At 69.1% G+C, this 18,712-nt stretch carries 14 protein-coding genes; 8 read left to right on the top strand and 6 right to left on the bottom strand.

The genetic code is table 11. The annotated features are described in order from the left end of the window. Nucleotides 1-187: 187 nt before the first annotated feature. Nucleotides 188-1,261 carry a septum formation family protein gene (locus tag ACX80I_RS13635; protein WP_459345654.1) on the bottom strand — a complete coding sequence of 358 codons (1,074 nt, stop codon included), beginning with the start codon at nucleotides 1,259-1,261 and terminating at the stop codon, nucleotides 188-190. Between the two features lie 299 nt (nucleotides 1,262-1,560). On the opposite strand from ACX80I_RS13635, the gene ACX80I_RS13630 reads away from it, so the two are divergent. Continuing rightward, on the top strand, nucleotides 1,561-1,800 hold the full coding sequence (locus ACX80I_RS13630) for a DUF3073 domain-containing protein (RefSeq protein ID WP_087074409.1): 240 nt from the start codon (nucleotides 1,561-1,563) through the stop codon (nucleotides 1,798-1,800). Nucleotides 1,801-1,904: 104 nt separating this feature from the next. On the opposite strand, the gene ACX80I_RS13625 is transcribed toward ACX80I_RS13630, so the two are convergent. Together ACX80I_RS13625 and ACX80I_RS13620 are read right to left on the bottom strand one after the other, a co-directional pair. Next, nucleotides 1,905-3,044, bottom strand: a complete 1,140-nt coding sequence (locus ACX80I_RS13625; protein ID WP_459345653.1) for an ROK family transcriptional regulator — start codon at nucleotides 3,042-3,044, stop codon at nucleotides 1,905-1,907. A 94-nt stretch (nucleotides 3,045-3,138) separates the two neighbouring features. Then, nucleotides 3,139-4,197 carry a LacI family DNA-binding transcriptional regulator gene (locus ACX80I_RS13620; protein WP_459345652.1) on the bottom strand — a complete coding sequence of 353 codons (1,059 nt, stop codon included), beginning with the start codon at nucleotides 4,195-4,197 and terminating at the stop codon, nucleotides 3,139-3,141. Nucleotides 4,198-4,372: 175 nt separating this feature from the next. Between ACX80I_RS13620 and ACX80I_RS13615 the strand changes: the two genes are divergently transcribed. The 5 genes from ACX80I_RS13615 (at nucleotide 4,373) to ACX80I_RS13595 (ending at nucleotide 10,174) form a co-directional block, all read left to right on the top strand. After that, nucleotides 4,373-5,674, top strand: a complete 1,302-nt coding sequence (locus ACX80I_RS13615; protein WP_459345651.1) for an extracellular solute-binding protein — start codon at nucleotides 4,373-4,375, stop codon at nucleotides 5,672-5,674. Nucleotides 5,675-5,682: 8 nt separating this feature from the next. Beyond that, nucleotides 5,683-6,630, top strand: a complete 948-nt coding sequence (locus ACX80I_RS13610; RefSeq protein ID WP_459345650.1) for a carbohydrate ABC transporter permease — start codon at nucleotides 5,683-5,685, stop codon at nucleotides 6,628-6,630. Next, nucleotides 6,630-7,448, top strand: coding sequence for a carbohydrate ABC transporter permease (locus tag ACX80I_RS13605; protein WP_087074419.1), 819 nt, complete (start codon nucleotides 6,630-6,632; stop codon nucleotides 7,446-7,448). Before ACX80I_RS13610 ends, ACX80I_RS13605 begins: the two co-directional genes overlap by 1 nt. A 2-nt stretch (nucleotides 7,449-7,450) precedes the next feature. After that, nucleotides 7,451-9,793 carry a beta-xylosidase/alpha-l-arabinosidase gene (locus tag ACX80I_RS13600; protein WP_459345649.1) on the top strand — a complete coding sequence of 781 codons (2,343 nt, stop codon included), beginning with the start codon at nucleotides 7,451-7,453 and terminating at the stop codon, nucleotides 9,791-9,793. Nucleotides 9,794-9,985: 192 nt separating this feature from the next. Then, nucleotides 9,986-10,174 carry a hypothetical protein gene (locus ACX80I_RS13595; RefSeq protein WP_459345648.1) on the top strand — a complete coding sequence of 63 codons (189 nt, stop codon included), beginning with the start codon at nucleotides 9,986-9,988 and terminating at the stop codon, nucleotides 10,172-10,174. A gap of 120 nt (nucleotides 10,175-10,294) precedes the next feature. Here the strand turns inward: ACX80I_RS13595 and ACX80I_RS13590 are convergent, their stop codons facing one another. The 3 genes from ACX80I_RS13590 to ACX80I_RS13580 all read right to left on the bottom strand — a co-directional run bounded on the left by ACX80I_RS13590 (nucleotide 10,295) and on the right by ACX80I_RS13580 (nucleotide 14,104). Further along, nucleotides 10,295-11,782 (bottom strand): xylulokinase, encoded by a 1,488-nt coding sequence (locus ACX80I_RS13590; RefSeq protein WP_459345647.1) that lies wholly within the window; start codon nucleotides 11,780-11,782, stop codon nucleotides 10,295-10,297. A gap of 3 nt (nucleotides 11,783-11,785) precedes the next feature. Continuing rightward, the gene (gene xylA, locus ACX80I_RS13585) at nucleotides 11,786-12,976 is read right to left on the bottom strand and encodes a xylose isomerase (RefSeq protein WP_459345646.1); all 1,191 of its coding nucleotides are present in this window, start codon (nucleotides 12,974-12,976) and stop codon (nucleotides 11,786-11,788) included. A 102-nt stretch (nucleotides 12,977-13,078) separates the two neighbouring features. After that, nucleotides 13,079-14,104, bottom strand: a complete 1,026-nt coding sequence (locus ACX80I_RS13580) for a LacI family DNA-binding transcriptional regulator (RefSeq protein WP_459345645.1) — start codon at nucleotides 14,102-14,104, stop codon at nucleotides 13,079-13,081. A gap of 178 nt (nucleotides 14,105-14,282) precedes the next feature. Between ACX80I_RS13580 and ACX80I_RS13575 the strand changes: the two genes are divergently transcribed. Together ACX80I_RS13575 and ACX80I_RS13570 are read left to right on the top strand one after the other, a co-directional pair. After that, nucleotides 14,283-15,419, top strand: coding sequence for an endo-1,4-beta-xylanase (locus tag ACX80I_RS13575; protein WP_459345644.1), 1,137 nt, complete (start codon nucleotides 14,283-14,285; stop codon nucleotides 15,417-15,419). 147 nt (nucleotides 15,420-15,566) lie between these two features. After that, the gene (locus ACX80I_RS13570) at nucleotides 15,567-18,608 is read left to right on the top strand and encodes an endo-1,4-beta-xylanase (RefSeq protein ID WP_459345643.1); all 3,042 of its coding nucleotides are present in this window, start codon (nucleotides 15,567-15,569) and stop codon (nucleotides 18,606-18,608) included. Nucleotides 18,609-18,712: the final 104 nt, after the last annotated feature.

Raw genomic sequence — 18,712 nt, 5'->3', positions numbered from 1 at the left:
TGGGACACGAGGACCTCCGGTCGCGAAGTGTGGGAACTAGACAGCTCCACTAAGCCCGGAGGTCCTCCTCTTATCAAGCCCCAAGCGTCAACAACGTCCCGGCCCAGTACAGCTAGCCGGGAGGACCACGGGTACCGTGCAAGGGGAGGAACCGGGGTTCCTCCCCTTCGTGCATCCGCCCCCGGCGTCAGGATCCGAGCAGGCTCTGGCTCACAGTGCCGCTGTTCCCGATCACCGCGAAGCAGTCGACCCTGCGGTCGCCGTCCGCCCAGGTCCCCTCGGTCGGGGTGGCGCGGAGGAGGGTCACCTGGAGCTCCTCGGTGACCACGTCGGGGTTGACGTCGGCCGAGGCGGCCGCGCAGGCGGCCTCGGCGCGGAGGTCGAGCTGTTCGCGTCCGGGGAACTCGGCATCCTCCGGGTAGTCCTCGCTCGCCAGGAGCTGCGCGTTGTGCGGTTCGCTGCAGTCCACGCGCACGGCATCCTCGGTGACCCCGGTGAAATCGGCGAGGCACTCGCCTGCTGCGAGCGACGAGGGATCGACGCGCTCCTCGTTCCTCCCGCCACTCAGGAGGGAGACGAGCAGCCAGACGAGGAGCCCCAGGAGCACGACGGCGCCGCCGATGAGCAGCAGCAGCGGCAGGACGCTGCTGCCGGCGGACGTCCTGTCCTGCGCCGCATGCGCACCGGTGTCCTCAGGATCCGACGCCGTCGGGATCCACGCCGCCCGGGCATCGTCGGCCGGTCGGGGTTCTGCCGGGGACTCCTGTCCTGCCGGCCCGATCGAGGCGGGATCGGTGCCCGGGTACAACCCCGGATGTCCGAGGCCGGGCTCGCCACCCTGGGGAGGGAAGGCGTACGGGCCGCCGACGGGTCCGGGCGCCGCGCCCGCTGTGCCTCCGGCCGGAGCAGTGCCATCGGGGACTGCACGGACCACCGGCGCGGTGGCCGGCAGGGGTCCGCCCACCAGTGTCCCAGCCTCCTCGGCTGCGGCCGCCACGGCCCGCGCTTCGGCGGCAGCATCCTCCAGCGAGGCGGCTTCCGCGGTGTCCCTGCTGATCTGTGCGGGTCCGAGGGCGGGGTCCTGCAGGTCGAGGGTCTCGGGCGACACCGACAGTTCGGGCTCCAGGGTGCCGGCGGAGACGTCGCCGTCGTCGAGCACGATGGCGTCGGCGTCCACCACGTCCGGCCCCTCCACCACGTCCGGCCCGTCCGGTCCGGGGTGGTTCCCGGGGTCCCTGGGTGCCTGCTCCTCGTTGCTCATGGTGGGCCGCTGTCTCCTTGTATTCCTGGTGCGCGTGCTGCCGGGGGCTCCGGCGTGGCTTCGACTCTATCCAAGATCCTCCGGGGAGGACCGGACCCGGCACCGGAGGCCGCGTGCACGGACCGCAGTCCGCCGTCGAGGCCTTCTCCGGAGCCCGCCGGAACCCGCGCTCGGATGCCGCGGAAAGCATGTAATCTATACCTACGACAAACTGACCAAATACTCCGGGGCCTCGCTGCAGCCTTGGGCCTCGTGCCCCAGTGACCACCTCCGGATCGACGCACAAAGGGGGTCACGCCATGGGGCGCGGCCGTCAAAAGGCAAAAGCTACAAAGCAGGCCAGGGACATGAAGTACTTCAGCCCGGCCACTGATTATTCGGCACTGCAGCGAGAGCTCACAGGCCCGGGTAGTCGTGCGTCCACGCGGCGTACCGAACCTCTCGAGCCGGTTGAGCCGGATTACTCGGAGTACGCGGACAAGTACGCCGATGATCTCGACGACGATGGTGAGGAGAGCGGCTCGCGCCGCATCGGCTGACCTTCGGTCGACCGACCTTCTCGATACCGCACACGGCGCATCCGTCCTCCGGGACGATGCGCCGTTCTGCGTGCCCGAACGCCGGGGGCATTCCCGGACCGGCCTCAGGAGGGTGACGCGAGGAGCGGCTGGAAGGCGAGTTCCGCCGCGCCCACCAGCAGGAGTTCCGGGCCGAGGGCCGCGCGGCGCACCTGCACCCCGCCGGCCAGTGATCCCCGGTTCACCGCCTCCGTGAGCTGGGCGCCGTGGAAACCGAACAGCGAGCCGAGGAAGCCGCCGAGGACGATCAGCTCGGGGTCGAAGATGTTGACGAAATTCACCAGGGCGACGGCGAGCAGCTCCAGCTGGCGCTCGGCTTCGTCCCGGACGGCCTGTGCGGGGTCGTCGGACAGCACGGCCTCGAGCGCCTCGATACCGCCCCCCGACAGGCCCGCCGCGTCGAGCAGCCGCTCCAGCCGGACCTCGGCGTCGAGGCAGCCCGAGCGCCCGCAATGACAGGCGGACCCGCCCGCGCGGACCAGCGTGTGGCCCAGTTCGCCGCCGTAGCCGCGGCTCCCGACCAGCTGTGCACCTCCGGTCACGATGCCGCCGCCGATGCCGCTCGCACTGCCGTTGAGGTACACCGCGTGGTCAACACCGATCGCGGCGCCGAAGATGCTCTCGGCGAGCGATCCGAGGGACGCATCGTTGGCGGCGACCGCGGGAAGGCCCAGGGCGCTGCCGAACGGTCCGGCGAGGTCGGCGTCCCGCCAGCCCAGGTGCGGTGCGATGAGCACACGCCCTGCGCCCGCGTTGACGAGTCCCGGAAGCGCGATGCCGACACCGAGGACCTGGTCGAGGCGCGCCAGGACGGGGCGGAGGTCGGCGACGATGTCGTCCGTGAGCCGCACCGCGTCGTCGAGGGACGGCACGCTGCGGGTCTCGCGGCGCACGCGCGCATGCACCTTCCCACCCAGGCCGACGACGCCGACGGTCAGGGCGTCGATGTCGGGGTTAACGGCGATCACGGCGACCCCCGGGTTGGCCTGCACGATGGGGCTGGGACGTCCCACCCTGCCGTCGCCCGCCGGTTCCGTCTCGTGCACCAGGCGCTTCTCCGCCAGGGCGGATACTAGGGCGCCGACGGTCGAACGGTTGAAGCCGCTGCGCCGGGTCAGTTCGGAGCGGGAGAGCGGGCCGTTCCGGTGCACCGTCGTGAGGATCTGGGACAGGTTCTGTGTGCGAAGGCTCTCAGTGCCGTTCATTCCGCCGGGTAGCCGCACGGCCCTGGGTTCTCCTTCGTCCTGCAGGAGCCCTCGGCACCTGGTCTCGGCCTATCGTATCCAGAAGCGCGCGCGGTCACGCCCGCTGCGGCGCCGGCCGCGCGGCGGACGCGGCAGCGGTGGAGGGAGCAGCGGTGCTCTGGCGCACCACGAGGCTGGTGGCGAGGTCGAGCCGCAGGTTATTGGGACGCTCGCCGTCGCGCAGGCGCAGGACCATGCGCGTGGCCTCCTCGGCCATCTGGATGAGCGGCTGGTGCACGGTGGTCAGGGCAGGGCTGGACCACTGAGCCAGCTGCAGGTCGTCGTAGCCCACGATCGACAGCTCGTCGGGAACCCGCAGCCCGATCTGGCGTGCCGCGTCGAGCACACCCAGCGCCTGGAGATCGCTGCCCGCGAAGATCGCCGTGGGGGGATTCGGCCCGCGCAGCAGCGTGAAGGCGTGGTCGCGTCCGCCGTCGACGTGGAAGTTCCCGTAGCGGATGAGTTCCGGGTCGATGGGCAGGGAGGCCAGGTTCATGGCGGAGCGGTAGCCGTCGATCCGGGCGAGGGAGCACATCATGTCCTCCGGCCCGCTGATCGCGGCGATCCGGGTGTGGCCGAGGTCGATGAGATGCCGTGTGGCCATCATCCCGCCGGACCAGTTCGCCGAACCGACGGAGGGGACGTCGGGAGCGGGGTCCCCGGCGGGATCGATGATCACGAAGGGGATCGAGCGTGCGTCGAGCTTCCTGCGGAATTCCTGGGGCAGGTCGGAGAAGACCAGGACGACGCCGGCGGGGCGCCTCGACAGGATGCCTTCGATCCACTCGGGGCCCGGAGCGTGCCGTGTTCCCGTCTCGGTCAGCACCACGCTCATGCCGTGCTCGCTCGCCACGTTCTCCACCCCGCGGATGAGTTCGAAGGCCCAGGCGCTTTCCAGCTCGTGGAACACGAGTTCGACGAGACCCGCCTTGGCCGCCGATTCCTTGCGTCGGCGGTAGCCGTGCTCCTCGAGGAGCTCCTCAACTTTCGCCCGGGTTTTCGGGGACACGTCAGCACGACCGTTGAGGACCTTGGAGATCGTGGAGAGGGATACACCCGCAGCCGTCGCAAGCTGGGCGAGGGTGACACGCGGTTCTTCCGCCGGAATCGACATGCGCACAGCTTACATGCGGGGTCGACAGCGGCCGCGGCACGGGACTGCGCCTGTCCCTTCCGCAATTTGTGACCGGCAGCACATCCGGCTTGCATAGTGAGACCCCGGTTACATACACTCAACCCATCACACAACTTTCGATATAATCGTCGAAACTTTCGAGAGGCGTTCAACGATGAACAACCGAACCTGGATGTCCCGCAGCCTTGCGGGCACCGCGGTCATGATGCTGGGCCTCACCCTCGCCGGGTGCGGCGGAGGAGGCGGCGACGCTTCGAGCCGGCCCGAGAACGAGCTGCACCTCGCCGTGTACGGCGATGCCAGCAACAAGGTCGAGCAGGCCATGGTGGACAAGTTCAACGAGACCTCCGACGTCAAGGTCGTGCTCGACACGATCCCCGGCGCGGACTACCAGACCAAGCTGCAGACCATCATCGACACCGACTCCGCCCCGGACATCTTCTTCAACTGGGGTGGCGGAAGCATCGCGAACTTCGTGAAGGCCGACCTGCTGCTGCCCCTCGACGACTTCATCGAGGAGGACCCGCAGCTGAAGGACGCCTTCCTGCCGTCCGTCTTCGACACGGCGGTCGTCGATGACAAGAGCTATGGCATCCCGATGCGCGGCACCCAGCCCGTCATGCTCTTCAACAACTCCGAGGTGCTCAAGAAGGCCGGCATCGATGCTCCGCCGGCAACCTGGGACGACCTGCTCGAGGACGTCAAGAAGCTGAAGGCGGCGGGCGTGACCCCGATCGCGCTCGGCGGCGCGGACCAGTGGCCGACCCAGATGTGGTTCCAGTACGTCTTCGACCGCGTGGCCGGCGAGGACCTGTTCCAGGCCGCGCTCGACGGCGACACGAGCGTCTGGGACTCCGAGGAGAGCCGCGAGGCCCTCGGCAAGCTGCGGGAACTGATCGACGCGGGTGCCTTCGGTACCAACTTCGACTCCGTGAAGTTCACCGACGGCGGGTCTCCCACCCTGCTCTCCAGCGGCCGGGCAGGCTTCGAACTCATGGGTTCGTGGGCCTATGCGACGCACCTGGACGCCAACCCCGAGTTCGCCGAGAACGTGCTCGGCTACAGCGAGTTCCCCGCGATCGAAGGCGGAGAGGGCGATCCCGACAACCTCGCCGGCAACACGAACAACTTCTACTCCATCACCAAGGACACCCGGTACCCCGAAGAGGCTGCCGAGTTCCTGAAGCTCATGTACTCGGACGAGTTCGTGCAGGAGCAGATCGCCATCGGCAACCTGCCCACCACCACGAACACGGAGGAGTTCCTCGATCAGGCCTCGAACCCGGAGTACGCGAAGTACCAGTTCGACCTCGTGAAGGACGCGCCGCACTTCCAGCTCTCCTGGGACCAGGCCTACCCGCCCGAGGCGACCGTCACCATCCACACGGCCGTAGCGCAGTTCTTCAGCGGCCAGATCGATGAAGATGGCTTCATCAAGGCCATGCAGAGCCTGTAGGACACACCATGACAACGCTTGCTACCCGCAGGCGGCCAGCGCCGGGCGGCTCCACCGTGAGCCGCCCGGCCCGCTCGGGCGCCTCGTCCGTCGGACGCCCGGGCTTCGCCTGGGCCCTGCCCGCCACCATCTTCTTCGCGCTCTTCGCACTCGTTCCCCTGGCCGCCGTCGCCGTCCTGTCCTTCACGTCGTGGAGCGGACTCGGTGACCCGGAGTTCGTGGGGCTCGACAACTGGAAGACGCTCATCGCCGATCCGGTGATGCTCAAGAGCCTCTGGCTCAGCCTCCTGTTCATCGTCCTCGGGGTGGTCACCCAGACGCCGCTGAGCATCCTGCTCGGTGTCTGGGCAGCGGGCAACCAGCGCAACCGCGCCGTGCTCAGCGCCATCTACTTCATCCCGCTGCTGCTGTCCTCGGCTGCGATCTCCGTCCTCTGGCGGGCGCTGCTCGATCCCAACTTCGGCATCCCCGGCCAGCTGTCGTGGCTGTTCGGCGACGGCAACCTGCTGGGCACGCAGACGGGGGCCATCGGCGTCCTCATCTTCGTGGGCATGTGGCAGTTCACGCCCTTCCACACCCTGATCTACCAGGGTGCGGCCAAGGGCATCCCGCCCGTCCTCTACCAGGCGGCGTCCATCGACGGCGCGGGCATGGTGCGCCAGTTCTTCTCCATCACCCTGCCGCAGCTGCGGAACACGGCCATCACCTCGATCATCCTGATGGTCGTCGGCGGGCTGACGACGTTCGAGACGGTGCTCATCCTGACCAACGGCGGACCGGGTACCGACACCACCATCACCGCCTTCTACATGTACCAGCAGGCGTTCCGGAGCTTCGACTTCGGCGTCGGCAGCGCCATCGCCCTGGTACTCGTCGTCGTCGCGACCGCGATCTCCCTCGTGGTGGTCAAGGTCTCCGGCTACGACAAGATGAACAGCTCGCTGGAAGGACTCTGATGAAGACCCGTCCCAACTACCTCGCGGGCATCGGCTCCTTCCTTTGGCTGCTGATCGTCGCGATCCCCCTCTACGTCATGATCTCGGGGACGTTCCAGACGCGCGCCGAGTTCGGCGACAACGGGCCCCTGTCCTTCCCGACCAGCTTCACGCTGCAGAACTACGCGGATGCCATCACGAGCGGCTTCGGACGGTATTTCCTGAACACCCTCGTGGTCACCGTCGGCGTCGTCGCGATCGTCCTGCTGCTCGTGCCGCCGCTGAGCTACGCGATCGTGCGCAGCCGGAGCCGTGCGGCGTCGTTCGTGTTCCGCTTCTTCCTGCTGGGTCTGGCGATTCCCGCGCAGGCCGTGATCGTGCCGGTGTTCTACCTGATCAACACCGTGGGGCTCTACGACAACCTGATCGGCGTCATCCTCCCCACGGCGGCCTTCGCACTGCCGATCTGCACGCTCATCCTCAGCGGGACCATGCGCGACATCACGGGGGAACTGTACGAGGCGATGGCCATGGACGGCGCGAGCCCGGCGCGTGCCTTCTTCCGGCTGGTCCTCCCGCTGTCCAAGGGCGGGATCTCCACGATCGCCGTCTTCTCCGCGCTGCAGGCATGGAACGGCTTCCTGTTCCCCCTGATCCTGACCCAGTCCGAGAGCACCCGCGTGGTGACCCTCGGCCTCTTCAACTTCCAGACCCAGTACGGCATCAACATCCCGGGTCTGCTCGCCGCGGTCACGCTGTCGATGGTGCCCGTACTGCTCGTCTACCTGTTTGCGCGCCGCGCGCTTGTCCAGGGCCTCATGGGCGCTGGCGGAAAGTAACCATGACTGAAACAACACTGAACGACGCCCCGTGGCGGAACACCGCCGCAACACCCGAGGACCGGGTCGAGGCCCTGATCCAGGCGATGACCCTTCGCGAGAAGGTCGCCCAGCTGGTCGGCGTCTGGGTCGGCGCCAACACCGAGGGCGGCGAGGTGGCTCCCCACCAGAACGAGATGAACGAGCCCGTCGACCTCGACGAACTCCTGCCGCACGGCCTGGGCCAGCTGACCCGGCCCTTCGGCACCGCACCCGTGGAACCAGGGCTCGGCGCCCTGTCGCTGCAGCGGACCCAGGAGCGCATCGCGGCGGCCAACCGCTTCGGCATCCCCGCCCTCGTGCACGAGGAATGCCTGGCCGGCTTCGCAGCCTGGAAGGCGACCGCCTATCCGGTGCCCCTGGCATGGGGTGCCACGTTCAATCCCGACCTGGTGCGGACCATGTCCTCGGCGATCGGCGCGGACCTCCGCTCCGTCGGCGTCCACCAGGGACTCGCTCCGGTGCTCGACGTCGTGCGCGACGCCCGCTGGGGCCGGGTCGAGGAGACCATCGGCGAGGACCCCTACCTGATCGGTACCATCGCCACGGCCTACGTGCAGGGACTGGAACGGGCCGGCGTCGTCGCGACGCTCAAGCACTTCGTGGGCTACTCGGCGTCCAAGGCCGGCCGCAACCTCGCCCCGGTCTCCATCGGCGAGCGCGAGCGCGCCGACGTGCTCCTGCCTCCGTTCGAGATGGCGGTCCGCGAGTCCGGGGTGCGTTCGGTGATGCACGCCTACACGGACATCGACGGCGTGCCGACGGCGGCCGACGCCTCGCTCCTGACCTCGCTCCTGCGCGATACGTGGGGCTTCGACGGGACGGTGGTCGCCGACTACTTCGGCATCGCCTTCCTCAAGGAGCTCCACCGCGTGGCCGCGACGCTCGGCGATGCCGCGGCGGCAGCGCTGACGGCCGGCGTGGATGTCGAACTCCCGACGATCCACACCTTCGGCGAGCACCTGCTCGCCGAGATCGACGGCGGCAGGCTGGACGAGGGGCTCGTCGACCGGGCGCTCCGCCGCGTCCTGCAGCAGAAGCTGGACCTCGGCCTGCTCGATCCCGAATGGTCACCGGTTCCTCCGGCCCTGGCCGGCGCCGGGGCCCGTGTCCCGGTCGTCGACCTCGACACCCCCGCCAACCGTGCCATCGCCAGCGAGCTCGCCGAGCAGTCGATCGTCCTGGTGCGCAACGGCGGGATCCTGCCGCTCGCCGGCGCTCCCCGCATCGCCCTGATCGGTCCCAACGCGGACACGCACCGGGCCTTCCTGGGCTGCTACTCCTTCCCCGCCCACGTGGGGGAGCAGCACCCCGAGGTGGAGATGGGCCTCACCATCCCCACGGTCGCGGACGCCGTCCAGCGAGAGTTCGCCGACAGTGACATCACGATCGCCGCGGGCTGCACCATCGATGGCACCGCGACGACGGGCTTCGACGAGGCGCTTGCCGTCGCCGGCGGTTCCGACGTCGTCGTCGCCGTCCTCGGGGACCGTGCGGGGCTCTTCGGCCGCGGCACGAGCGGCGAAGGGTGCGACGCCGAGTCCCTCGCGCTCCCGGGCGTCCAGCAGCAGCTGCTCGACGAGCTGCTCGCGACCGGCAAACCGGTCGTCGTCGTCCTGCTCACGGGGCGCCCCTATGCCCTCGGGTCCGCCGCGACCGATGCCGCCGCCATCGTTCAGGGGTTCTTCCCCGGCGAGGAGGGTGCGGCCGCTGTCGCCGGTGTCCTGAGCGGGAGGATCAACCCGAGCGGGCGCCTACCGGTCAGCATCCCGGGGACGCCGGGCGCGCAGCCGTCCACCTACCTCGCGGTTCCGCTGGCGCAGGCGAACAGCGTGTCCAACATCGATCCGACGGCGGCGTTCGCCTTCGGCCACGGCCTCGGCTACACGGACTTCACCTGGCAGGACGTGGAATCATCGGCGGATACCGCCGCCACGGACGGCGAGGTGACCGTGGAGATCACCATCACCAACGCGGGCGGGCGCGACGGCGTCGAGACCGTGCAGCTCTACCTGCACGACCCGGTGGCATCCGTCGTCCGGCCGGTGCAGCGACTGATCAGCTACGCACGCGTGCCCCTGGCGGCGGGGGCCTCGGCGCGGGTCGCCTTCACCGTCCCTGCCGACGTCACCGCCTTCACCGGGCGCGACGGACTGCGCGTCGTCGAGCCGGGGACGCTCGAGCTCCGGCTCGGCGCCTCGAGCAGCGACATCCGCGCCACCGTGCCCCTCACGCTGACGGGGCAGGCCCGGCACGTGGACCACACGCGCCGCTTGCACTGCGACGTCACGGTGCACTCCCTCTGACACGCCGCGAGTGACCTGCCGGCATCACGCCGGACCGCAGCCCGCTTCCGCCCTCGCGGGAGCGGGCTGCGGCGTTCCCGGATGCAGGCGGGCATTCCCGGGAGGCGACCGAGGCCTGCGTCAGGTCTTCACCGGCGGTACCGCTGACGAGGGGCGCACCGCCCGCGGCACACCCCTGGCAACCAGTTCAACGTGCTGTCAAGCCTGAACGGTGCGCCGAGCATCCCCGTCGACGGCAGTGCCCTGACGGTCGGCGGGCTGATCGACCTGGCCATCGCGATCCTCGTCCCGCTTACCGGCGCCATCCTCGGCGGCAGGGCCGGGATGCGCTTCCACCGCAAGGTCGACCAGGTGGGCATCAACCACCAGGCCGGCATCTAGCTCCACTGCTCCGCCAGGGCGACACCCGGACGAGACCGGGACGCCACCAGAACGACGACGAGGCACCGACCCGGGTGGGTCGGTGCCTCGTCGTCGTACGGGGTGGATCGCCGTACTGGCCTAGAACGTCACGGACCCGACTGCTGCCCGGTACTGCTCGCGAATGACCGGACGGTGATCCGGCGTCTGGTTCTTCAGGGTGTCCACCGACCACTGTGGCCGTGATCCCGTCAGGGCCCACGCGGCCTGTACCGCGGCCCCCCGTGCCACGTATTCCCCGGGCGCCGGGATGCGGACCGGGAGGTCGAACACCTGCGCGGCGACCTCCTGGACGGCGCCGTTCTGGGCTGCTCCGCCGATCAGCAGGAGATGCCGCGGCTCGACGCCCGTTGCCCGCACGGCGTCCAGCGCGTCCGCCAGCCCGCACAGCATCCCTTCGATGGCGGCCCGCGCCAGGTTCGCGCGGGTGCTCGAGGCGATGCTGAGGTTGTGGAAACTGGCCTTGGCCGTCGGCAGGTTCGGGGTGCGCTCACCTTCGAAGTAGGGCACCAGGACCACGCCGTCGGCTCCGGGCGCGGCCTCGCGGGCCAGCCCGGCGAAGCCGTCGTGGTCCACGCCGAGGATCCCCGCCACCGACGACAGCACGCGTGCCGCGTTGAGGGTCGCCACGAGGGGAAGGAACAGTCCGCTGGCGTCGGCGAATCCGGCCACCGCTCCCGAGGAGTCGGCGACCGGTTTCGGAGCGACGGCGAAGACCGTCCCACTCGTTCCGAGGGACACGACGACGTCACCCTCCTCCGCACCGAGCCCGAGGGCGGCGCCGGCGTTGTCGCCCGCACCCGCCCCGAGGACGATCCGGTGGGTTTCCGATGTGAGGAACGAGGAGTGCACGGTGCCCGCGACCGTCTCGGCCGGGAGGACCCGGGGGAGGATGACCTCGGTCCCGTCGCCCGAGGCCGTGTCCCCGGCACCCTGCGCTTCGCGCGCGGGGCGGCCGAGGATGTCCTCGAACAGGGCGAGATCGTATCCACCCGTCGCCGGGCTCCAGTAGCCGGTGCCGCTGGCGTCGGAGCGGTCCGTCACCAGTTCCTTCAGCACGGGGCCGAGGGGAGATTCCCCCGCCGGCCCGAAACCGCGCAGGCGCCAGGTCAGCCAGTCGTGGGGGAGTGCGACGGCAGCGATCTCCGGGACCACGGCGGGTTCGGCGTCGCGAACCCACCGCACCTTGGCGCCGGTGAACGACGCCACGGGGACCAGCCCGGTGCGGGCCACGAGCTCATCGGCACCGAACTCGCCGATCAGGTCCCGTGCCGCGCCGGCCGATCGCGTGTCGTTCCACAGCAGTGCGTCGCGCAGTACCCTGCCGTCGCGGCCCAGCAGCACCATTCCGTGCTGCTGGCCCGCGACTGCGAGGGCACCGACGTCGTCCGCCAGTCCTCCTGCGGCCTCCAGTGCGGACCGCAGGGCCTCCCACCATGCGCCGGGGTCGACCTCCGTGCCCTCCGGGTGGAGGGCACGGCCGCTACGGACCTCCGCGCCGGTCGCCGTGTCGACGACGACGACCTTGCAGCTCTGTGTGGACGAGTCGACGCCAGCAACGAGGGCCATGGATCAGCGGGCGCCGAGCAGGTGCTCGATGAAGAGCTGCTGGAGCTTCACGAAGCCGAAACCCTTGCCGTTGAAGTAGGACTCGGTGTCGAAGTCCTCGTAGGAGGTGCGGTCGGCGCGCAGCGCGTCGTAGCCCTCCCCGGGGTTGAGGGTGGGCTCGTTGATCTCCGAGACACGTGAGGCGGCCAGGGCAGCCTGGACCTCGGGATCCGCGCGGAACGCTGCAGCGCGCTCCTTGAGCAGGAGGTAGGTCTGCATGTTCGCCGCAGCGGAGTCCCAGACGCCGTCCATGTCCTCGGTGCGGCTCGGCTTGTAGTCGAAGTGCCGGGGGCCGTCGTACGAAGGGCCGCCGGCAGGTCCGCCGAATTCGAGGAGGTCCACCAGCGAGAAGGCGTTCTGGAGGTCGCCGTGGCCGAAGACGAGGTCCTGATCGAACTTGATGCTCCGCTGGCCGTTGAGGTCGATGTGGAACAGCTTGCCCTGGTACAGCGCCTGGGCGATGCCGTGGGTGAAGTTCAGCCCCGCCATCTGCTCGTGGCCGGTCTCCGGGTTGATGCCGACGAGTTCGGGGCGCTCGAGGGTCTCGATGAACGCCATCGCGTGGCCGAGGGTGGGCAGGAGGATGTCGCCGCGGGGTTCGTTCGGCTTCGGCTCGATGGCGAAACGGATGTCGTACCCCTTGTCCGTCACGTAGTCACCGAGCAGGTTGACCGCTTCGCGGTAACGTTCCAGGGCGCCGCGGATGTCCTTGGCCGAGTCGTACTCGCTGCCTTCACGGCCGCCCCACATGACGAACGTCTTGGCGCCGAGTTCCGCGGCGAGGTCGATGTTGTCCAGGACCTTGCGCAGGGCGAAGCGCCGCACGCCGCGATCGTTGCTCGTGAAGCCGCCGTCCTTGAAGACCGGGTGGCTGAAGAGGTTGGTGGTGACCATCGGCACGATCAGGCCGGTGGACTTCAGGACGCCGGTCAGGCGGTCGATCTCACGCTGCCGGTCGGCCGGGGAGCAGCCGAAGGGGAACAGGTCGTTGTCGTGGAAGGTGATGCCGTACGCGCCGAGGTCGCTCAGGCGGTTGACGGCCTCGACGACGTCGAGCGGTGCTCGGGTCGCTGAGCCGAACTGGTCCTGGGCCTCCCAGCCCACAGTCCAGAGTCCGAAGGAAAATTTGTCATCGCGGGTGGGCTCGATCGCCATTGAGTGCTCCAGGAAGTGTGTGTGACCAATATGTTGCCGTTACAAACATATTAGGTTTACGCCCAGAGTCAAGCCCGAATCTTCTGGTGGCGCGGCCGGCCCTCAGCTGCTGAGCGCGCGCACGCTCGCGCGGGTCACCAGGCGGGTGGACAGTTCGATGCGGGGACTCTCCACCGGCTCGCCGCGGATCAGGCGTACGAGGGTTCGGGCCGCCAGTGTGCCCATCTCCGAGAGCGGCTGCCGGACCGTGGTGAGCGGCGGTGATGCCCACCCTGCCTCGGGGAGGTCGTCGAACCCGATCACGCTGACGTCGTCGGGGACGCGCAGGCCCTGCTGGCGCGCGGCCTCGTAGACGCCGAGGGCCATCTGGTCACTCGCGGCGAAGATCGCGGTGGGACGGTCGGCCCGCGAGAGGAGGTCCCGTCCCGCGGCGAACCCGGAGGCGTAGTCGAAATCCCCGCCGAGAACGAGGGAGGGGTCGAACTCGATGCCGGCAGCGTCGAGCCCTGCCCGGTACCCGTCGAGGCGTGCACGGCTGCACCACAGGCCGGGCCGGCCCGCGACGAACCCGATGCGGCGATGGTTCTGCTGGATGAGGTGCTCTGTCGCGGTGACCGCGCCGGTCCAGTTCGTCGCCCCGATGGTCGGCACCTCCAGGTCCGGTACGCCGGCAGGATCGACGACGACCACGGGCAGGTTGAGGCGCTGCAGTTCCGCGTGCAGGAACGAGTCGAGGTCCGTCGTGACGAGGATGGCGCCGTCGCTGGTCCTGGCACCGAGGGTGTCGAGCCACTTGCGGGTGGAGTCGGCGCCTCCCCGGCGGTGGATGGCGGACACCACGACGGACAGGCCCTCGGAGTTCAGGGACTCCTCGACGCCCCGGATGATCTCGACGGCCCACGGGCTGTCCAGATCGTTGAAGACCAGGTCCACCAGGCCGGAGGGCGCCACCTGTGCTGTCCCGCGGCGGCGATAGCCGTACTCGCGCAGCAGGACCTCGACGCGCTCGCGGGTTGCGGGAGCGACGTCGGAGCGGCCGTTGAGGACGCGCGACACCGTGGGGATGGAGACTCCGGCCGCCGAGGCGATCGCCGAGATCGTCACGGCGGGGTGGGCGTTGTCCTGCACGTCAGCCTCCTCGGGCCGCCTCGGGCGACAGATGCCGTCCGGAACCATTTTCCTTCGCACTCTTGACCTGTGGTGCGCAGTGTTCCTAACCTACAGCAACGGCATTTCCGGAAAGTTCCGGAAAAGTTCCGACGAAAGTTTCGGACAGCCGCACCTGAAGTACCTCAAAGGAGAGCTCATGAAGGCCCGTCAGTCCCTTGCCGCCGCAGTCCTCGCGTCGGCGCTGATTCTTCCCACCGCAACCCCCGCACTCGCAGCACAGGAAGCACCCCAGAAGCCCGGAATCGAGAAGCAGGACACCCTCCGCTGGGCGGCCCCGCAGGACCTGAAGATCGGCACCGCCGTCGCGGGCGGCGGCCACCACGAGACCCAGCCCTACCCCGCCCCCTTCACCTACGACGCCGCGTACCGGGAGCACCTCGCCGCCGAGTTCAGCTCCGTGTCACCGGAGAACCAGCTGAAGTGGGAGTTCGTGCACCCCACACGCGACACCTACCGCTTCGCCGAGATGGACGCCATCGTCCAGTTCGCGCAGGAGAACCACCAGGTGGTCCGCGGACACACCCTGTTCTGGCACAGCCAGAACCCTGCCTGGCTGGAACAGGGCAACTTCTCGAAGGACGAGCTGCGCGCCATCCTGAAGGACCACATCCAGACCGTCGTGGGCCGTTACGCAGGCAAGATCCAGCAGTGGGACGTCGCCAACGAGATCTTCAACGGCGACGGGACCCTGCGCACCACGGACAACATCTGGATCCGTGAACTGGGTCCGGAGATCATCGCCGACGCGTTCCGCTGGGCCCACGAGGCCGACCCCAAGGCGAAGCTCTTCTTCAACGACTACGGCGTGGAGGGCGTCAACGCGAAGAGCAACGCCTACATCAAGCTCATCCCGCAGTTGAAGGCCCAGGGCGTACCCGTGGACGGCTTCGCCATCCAGGGTCACCTGAGCACGCGCTACGGCTTCCCCGGCGACCTCCAGACCAACCTGCAGCGCTTCGACGACCTCGGGCTGGAGACGGCGATCACCGAGATCGACGTGCGGATGGACGTGGCAGCGGGGACTAAGCCCACTGCCGCACAGCTCGAGAAGCAGGCGAGCTACTACCAGCGGGCACTCGACGCCTGCATCTCCGTGGAGGAGTGCAACTCCTTCACGATCTGGGGCTTCACCGACAAGTACTCCTGGGTCCCGGTGTTCTTCTCCGGTGAGGGCGAGGCGACCGTGATGTGGAACGACTTCACCCGCAAGCCCGCCTACTACGCACTCCAGGAGAGCCTCGAGCAGGCGTCCCCCGGGCGCGGTAACCGCTAGGCACCACCAGCACGACAACCAGCACGACAACCAGCACGACAACCAGCACGACAACCAGCACGACAACCAGCACGACAACCAGCACGACAACCCCCAGCAGTCTGTGGCCCGTCCGTACGCGGACGGGCCACACCATCAAGGAGAACCATGAGACAACGACGTCTGGTCGCAGGCGCTACGGCGTTCGGCCTGATGACGGGAGCCGGCGCCCTCGCGCTGCCGGCGGCCCAGGCCGACGAACCGACAGTACTGCTGAACGAGGATTTCGAGGACGGCAGCTTCAGCCCGCTCGCGCAGAACGGCGGGCCCGCTCTGTCGGTCGTCGACGCCGACGGCGACAAGGCCCTGCTGGTGAAGGGCAGGACCAACGACTACGACGGCATCAAGACGCCGGCCAACCTCCTGCAGGCGGGAGGAACCTACACCTTCTCGGCGCAGGTGAAACTCTCGGCGGCAGCCGGCACGACGACGTCGGCGCGCTTCGTCGTCGAACCCGCCTACAGCTGGGTGGGCAACACCACGGTGTCGGCGGATGCCTGGACGACGGTGACCGGCACCTTCAACGCGCCCGCCGGAGCCGACCCGGCAACGCTGCGGGCCTACCTCGGAACGGGAGACCTGGGTGCACCCTACGACTACCTCGTGGACGACGTCGTGATCACCGGAACGGCCGCACCCGCCGACGGCGGAGCCTGGCAGCCCACACCCGACCCCTCCTTCGTCCCGGGCGGTGCGGTGAACCCCACCACCACGCCCCTCGCCTCGGCACGCGCGACGGGCAACGCCGTCGCCCTGACGTTCGACGACGGGCCGAACCCGGGCGAAACGGCCGCCGTGCTCGACCTCCTGCGGGACAAGGGCATCACGGCGACCTTCTGCATCATCGGACAGAACGTCCAGGCCTCCGGCGGCGCCGAGCTGCTGCGGCGCATCGTCGCCGAGGGGCACACGCTGTGCAACCACGGCACGTCCTACGCGGACATGGGTTCGTGGACCCAGGCGCAGGTCGAGACCGACCTCAAGGAGAACCTCCGGATCATCCGGGCGGCCCTCGGCAACCCGACCCAGCAGGTTCCCTACTTCCGGGCACCCAACGGCAGCTGGGGCGCCACCGGTGAGGTCGCCGCAGCGCTCGGCATGCAGCCGCTCGGCCTCGGCAACATCATCTTCGACTGGGACGGCAACGACCTCAGCGAGGCGACCCTGACCGCGAATCTCCGCAAGGCCTTCACGCCCGGCGCCGTGGTCCTCGCCCACGACGGCGGCGGAGACCGCTCGAACACCGTTCGGGCCGTCACGACGGTGGTCACCGAGAAGCTCGCCGAGGGGTGGACGTTCACCCTGCCGCGCGGCGGAGCCGCGGTTGCAGGATCCGTCGGCATCACCTCCGGGTTCGAGTCCGGCACCGACGGCTGGACGGCCCGGGGCACCGGCGTCTCCGTCACGGCGAGCAGCGATGCCCGCACCGGTTCCGGCAGCCTGCTCGTCACGAACCGCACGCAGCCCTGGCACGGAGCAGCACTCGACGTCACGGCCGGCCTGCCGGTCGGGACAGCGGTCGAGGTGTCCGTGTGGGCGAAGCTCGCACCGGGCCAGGCGCCGGCATCGCTCAAGGTGTCCGTACAGCGTGACAACGGCGGCGGAAGCGCGTACGACAGCGTCGCCGGTGCCGGAGCCTCGGTCACGGCCGATGGCTGGACCCAGCTCAAGGGCACCTACACGCTCGGTGCGGCTGCGGACAAGGCGCAGGTGTACGTCGAGGGTGCGGTCGGAGTGGACTTCCTGCTGGACGACTTCAGCCTCGCACCGTTCGCGGAGACGTCCATCCAGACGGATGTCCCCGGTCTGAAGGACGTGCTCGGCGCTGACGGGATCGAGCACGTCGGTGTGGCCATCGATGCGCGGGAGACCGTGGGAACGGCCGCCGACCTCGTGCGCAAGCACTTCAACGCCTTCACGCCCGAGAACGCGGGCAAGCCGGAGAGCGTGCAGCCGGTCGAGGGACAGTTCACCTTCACCCAGCTGGACCAGCTGCTGGACTTCGCGGACGCCAACGACGTGAAGGTCTACGGACACGTGCTCGCCTGGCACTCGCAGACCCCGGCATGGTTCTTCAAGGACGGGACCCGCGACCTCACGAACAGCCCGGCCGACCAGGCGCTCCTCAAGGCGCGCATGGAAGCGCACATCAAGGGCATCGCGGACCACATCAACGCCCGCTACCCCGACGGGAACAGCCCCATCTGGGCCTGGGACGTGGTCAACGAGGTCATCGCGGACGGCGACAACGCCAACCCGCACGACATGCGGGACAGCCGCTGGTTCCAGATCCTCGGCGAGGGCTTCGTGGACCAGGCCTTCCGCCTGGCCGACCGCTACTTCCCCGACGCGGCCCTGTTCATCAACGAGTACAACACCGAGATGCCGGAGAAGCGGGCCGACTACCTCGAGCTGATTCGCGCACTCGAGGCCCGCGGCGTGCCGATCGACGGTGTGGGGCACCAGGCCCATGTCGACGTCGCCCGCCCCGTGCAGTGGCTCGAGGACTCCATCAAGGCCGTCGAGGCCCTGGACCCGAAGCTCCTGCAGGCCATCACCGAACTGGACGTCAACGCCTCCACGGAGAACCAGGGAGCCGATGTCAGCGGCGCTCCGGTGGATCCCTACAGCCCGGCGTTCGAGGACGACGCGGACGCAGCGGCGGAGGTCGGCTACTACTACCGCGACCTCTTCGCCATGCTGCGCGAGCACAACGAATCCGTCGACTCGGTGACCTTCTGGGGCATCAGCAACGCCCGCACCTGGCTGCGGACCTGGCCGATGGCCCGACCCTGGGAGCAGCCGCTGCCCTTCGACGACGAGTTGCAGGTCACTCCGGCCTACTGGGGCATCGTCGACCCGGCCAAGCTGCCCGCACGGCCGGCCGATGTGCTGCCGCCGCGGATCGCGGACACCTCGGACATCACGGCGGTCGCCAACGGGGCCAGCGGCGCCAAGGTGGCCTATGTCCTGCCGTCGGCCATCGACACGCTCGACGGCGTGGTGCCACTGGCCTGCGTACCCCTGTCGGGGAGCCGCTTCCCGGTCGGCATCACGACGGTCACGTGCACCGCGACGGACGACGCCGGGAACTCCCGGACCAGCTCGTTCGACATCGTCGTGACGCGCAAGCAGGCGGGGAAGTCCTGACGCAGGGCACTGAACCGCACTGAGTACGCCGAAGCCCCTGTCCTCTTGCGAGGGCAGGGGCTTCGTCGTGCTGTTCTCGTTCTGCTGTTCCCGTCCTGCCCGTG

The organism is Arthrobacter rhamnosi (assembly GCF_054510855.1).
Note: the sequence above shows the minus strand (reverse complement) of the source record. Positions and strands in the feature narration are given on the sequence as shown.

Coding starts and splice junctions, on each gene's coding strand:
- ACX80I_RS13635 (WP_459345654.1), bottom strand. CDS start 1,261: ATGAGCAACGAGGAGCAGGCACCCAGGGACCCCGGGAACCACCCCGGA.
- ACX80I_RS13630 (WP_087074409.1), top strand. CDS start 1,561: ATGGGGCGCGGCCGTCAAAAGGCAAAAGCTACAAAGCAGGCCAGGGAC.
- ACX80I_RS13625 (WP_459345653.1), bottom strand. CDS start 3,044: ATGAACGGCACTGAGAGCCTTCGCACACAGAACCTGTCCCAGATCCTC.
- ACX80I_RS13620 (WP_459345652.1), bottom strand. CDS start 4,197: ATGTCGATTCCGGCGGAAGAACCGCGTGTCACCCTCGCCCAGCTTGCG.
- ACX80I_RS13615 (WP_459345651.1), top strand. CDS start 4,373: ATGAACAACCGAACCTGGATGTCCCGCAGCCTTGCGGGCACCGCGGTC.
- ACX80I_RS13610 (WP_459345650.1), top strand. CDS start 5,683: ATGACAACGCTTGCTACCCGCAGGCGGCCAGCGCCGGGCGGCTCCACC.
- ACX80I_RS13605 (WP_087074419.1), top strand. CDS start 6,630: ATGAAGACCCGTCCCAACTACCTCGCGGGCATCGGCTCCTTCCTTTGG.
- ACX80I_RS13600 (WP_459345649.1), top strand. CDS start 7,451: ATGACTGAAACAACACTGAACGACGCCCCGTGGCGGAACACCGCCGCA.
- ACX80I_RS13590 (WP_459345647.1), bottom strand. CDS start 11,782: ATGGCCCTCGTTGCTGGCGTCGACTCGTCCACACAGAGCTGCAAGGTC.
- xylA (WP_459345646.1), bottom strand. CDS start 12,976: ATGGCGATCGAGCCCACCCGCGATGACAAATTTTCCTTCGGACTCTGG.
- ACX80I_RS13575 (WP_459345644.1), top strand. CDS start 14,283: ATGAAGGCCCGTCAGTCCCTTGCCGCCGCAGTCCTCGCGTCGGCGCTG.
- ACX80I_RS13570 (WP_459345643.1), top strand. CDS start 15,567: ATGAGACAACGACGTCTGGTCGCAGGCGCTACGGCGTTCGGCCTGATG.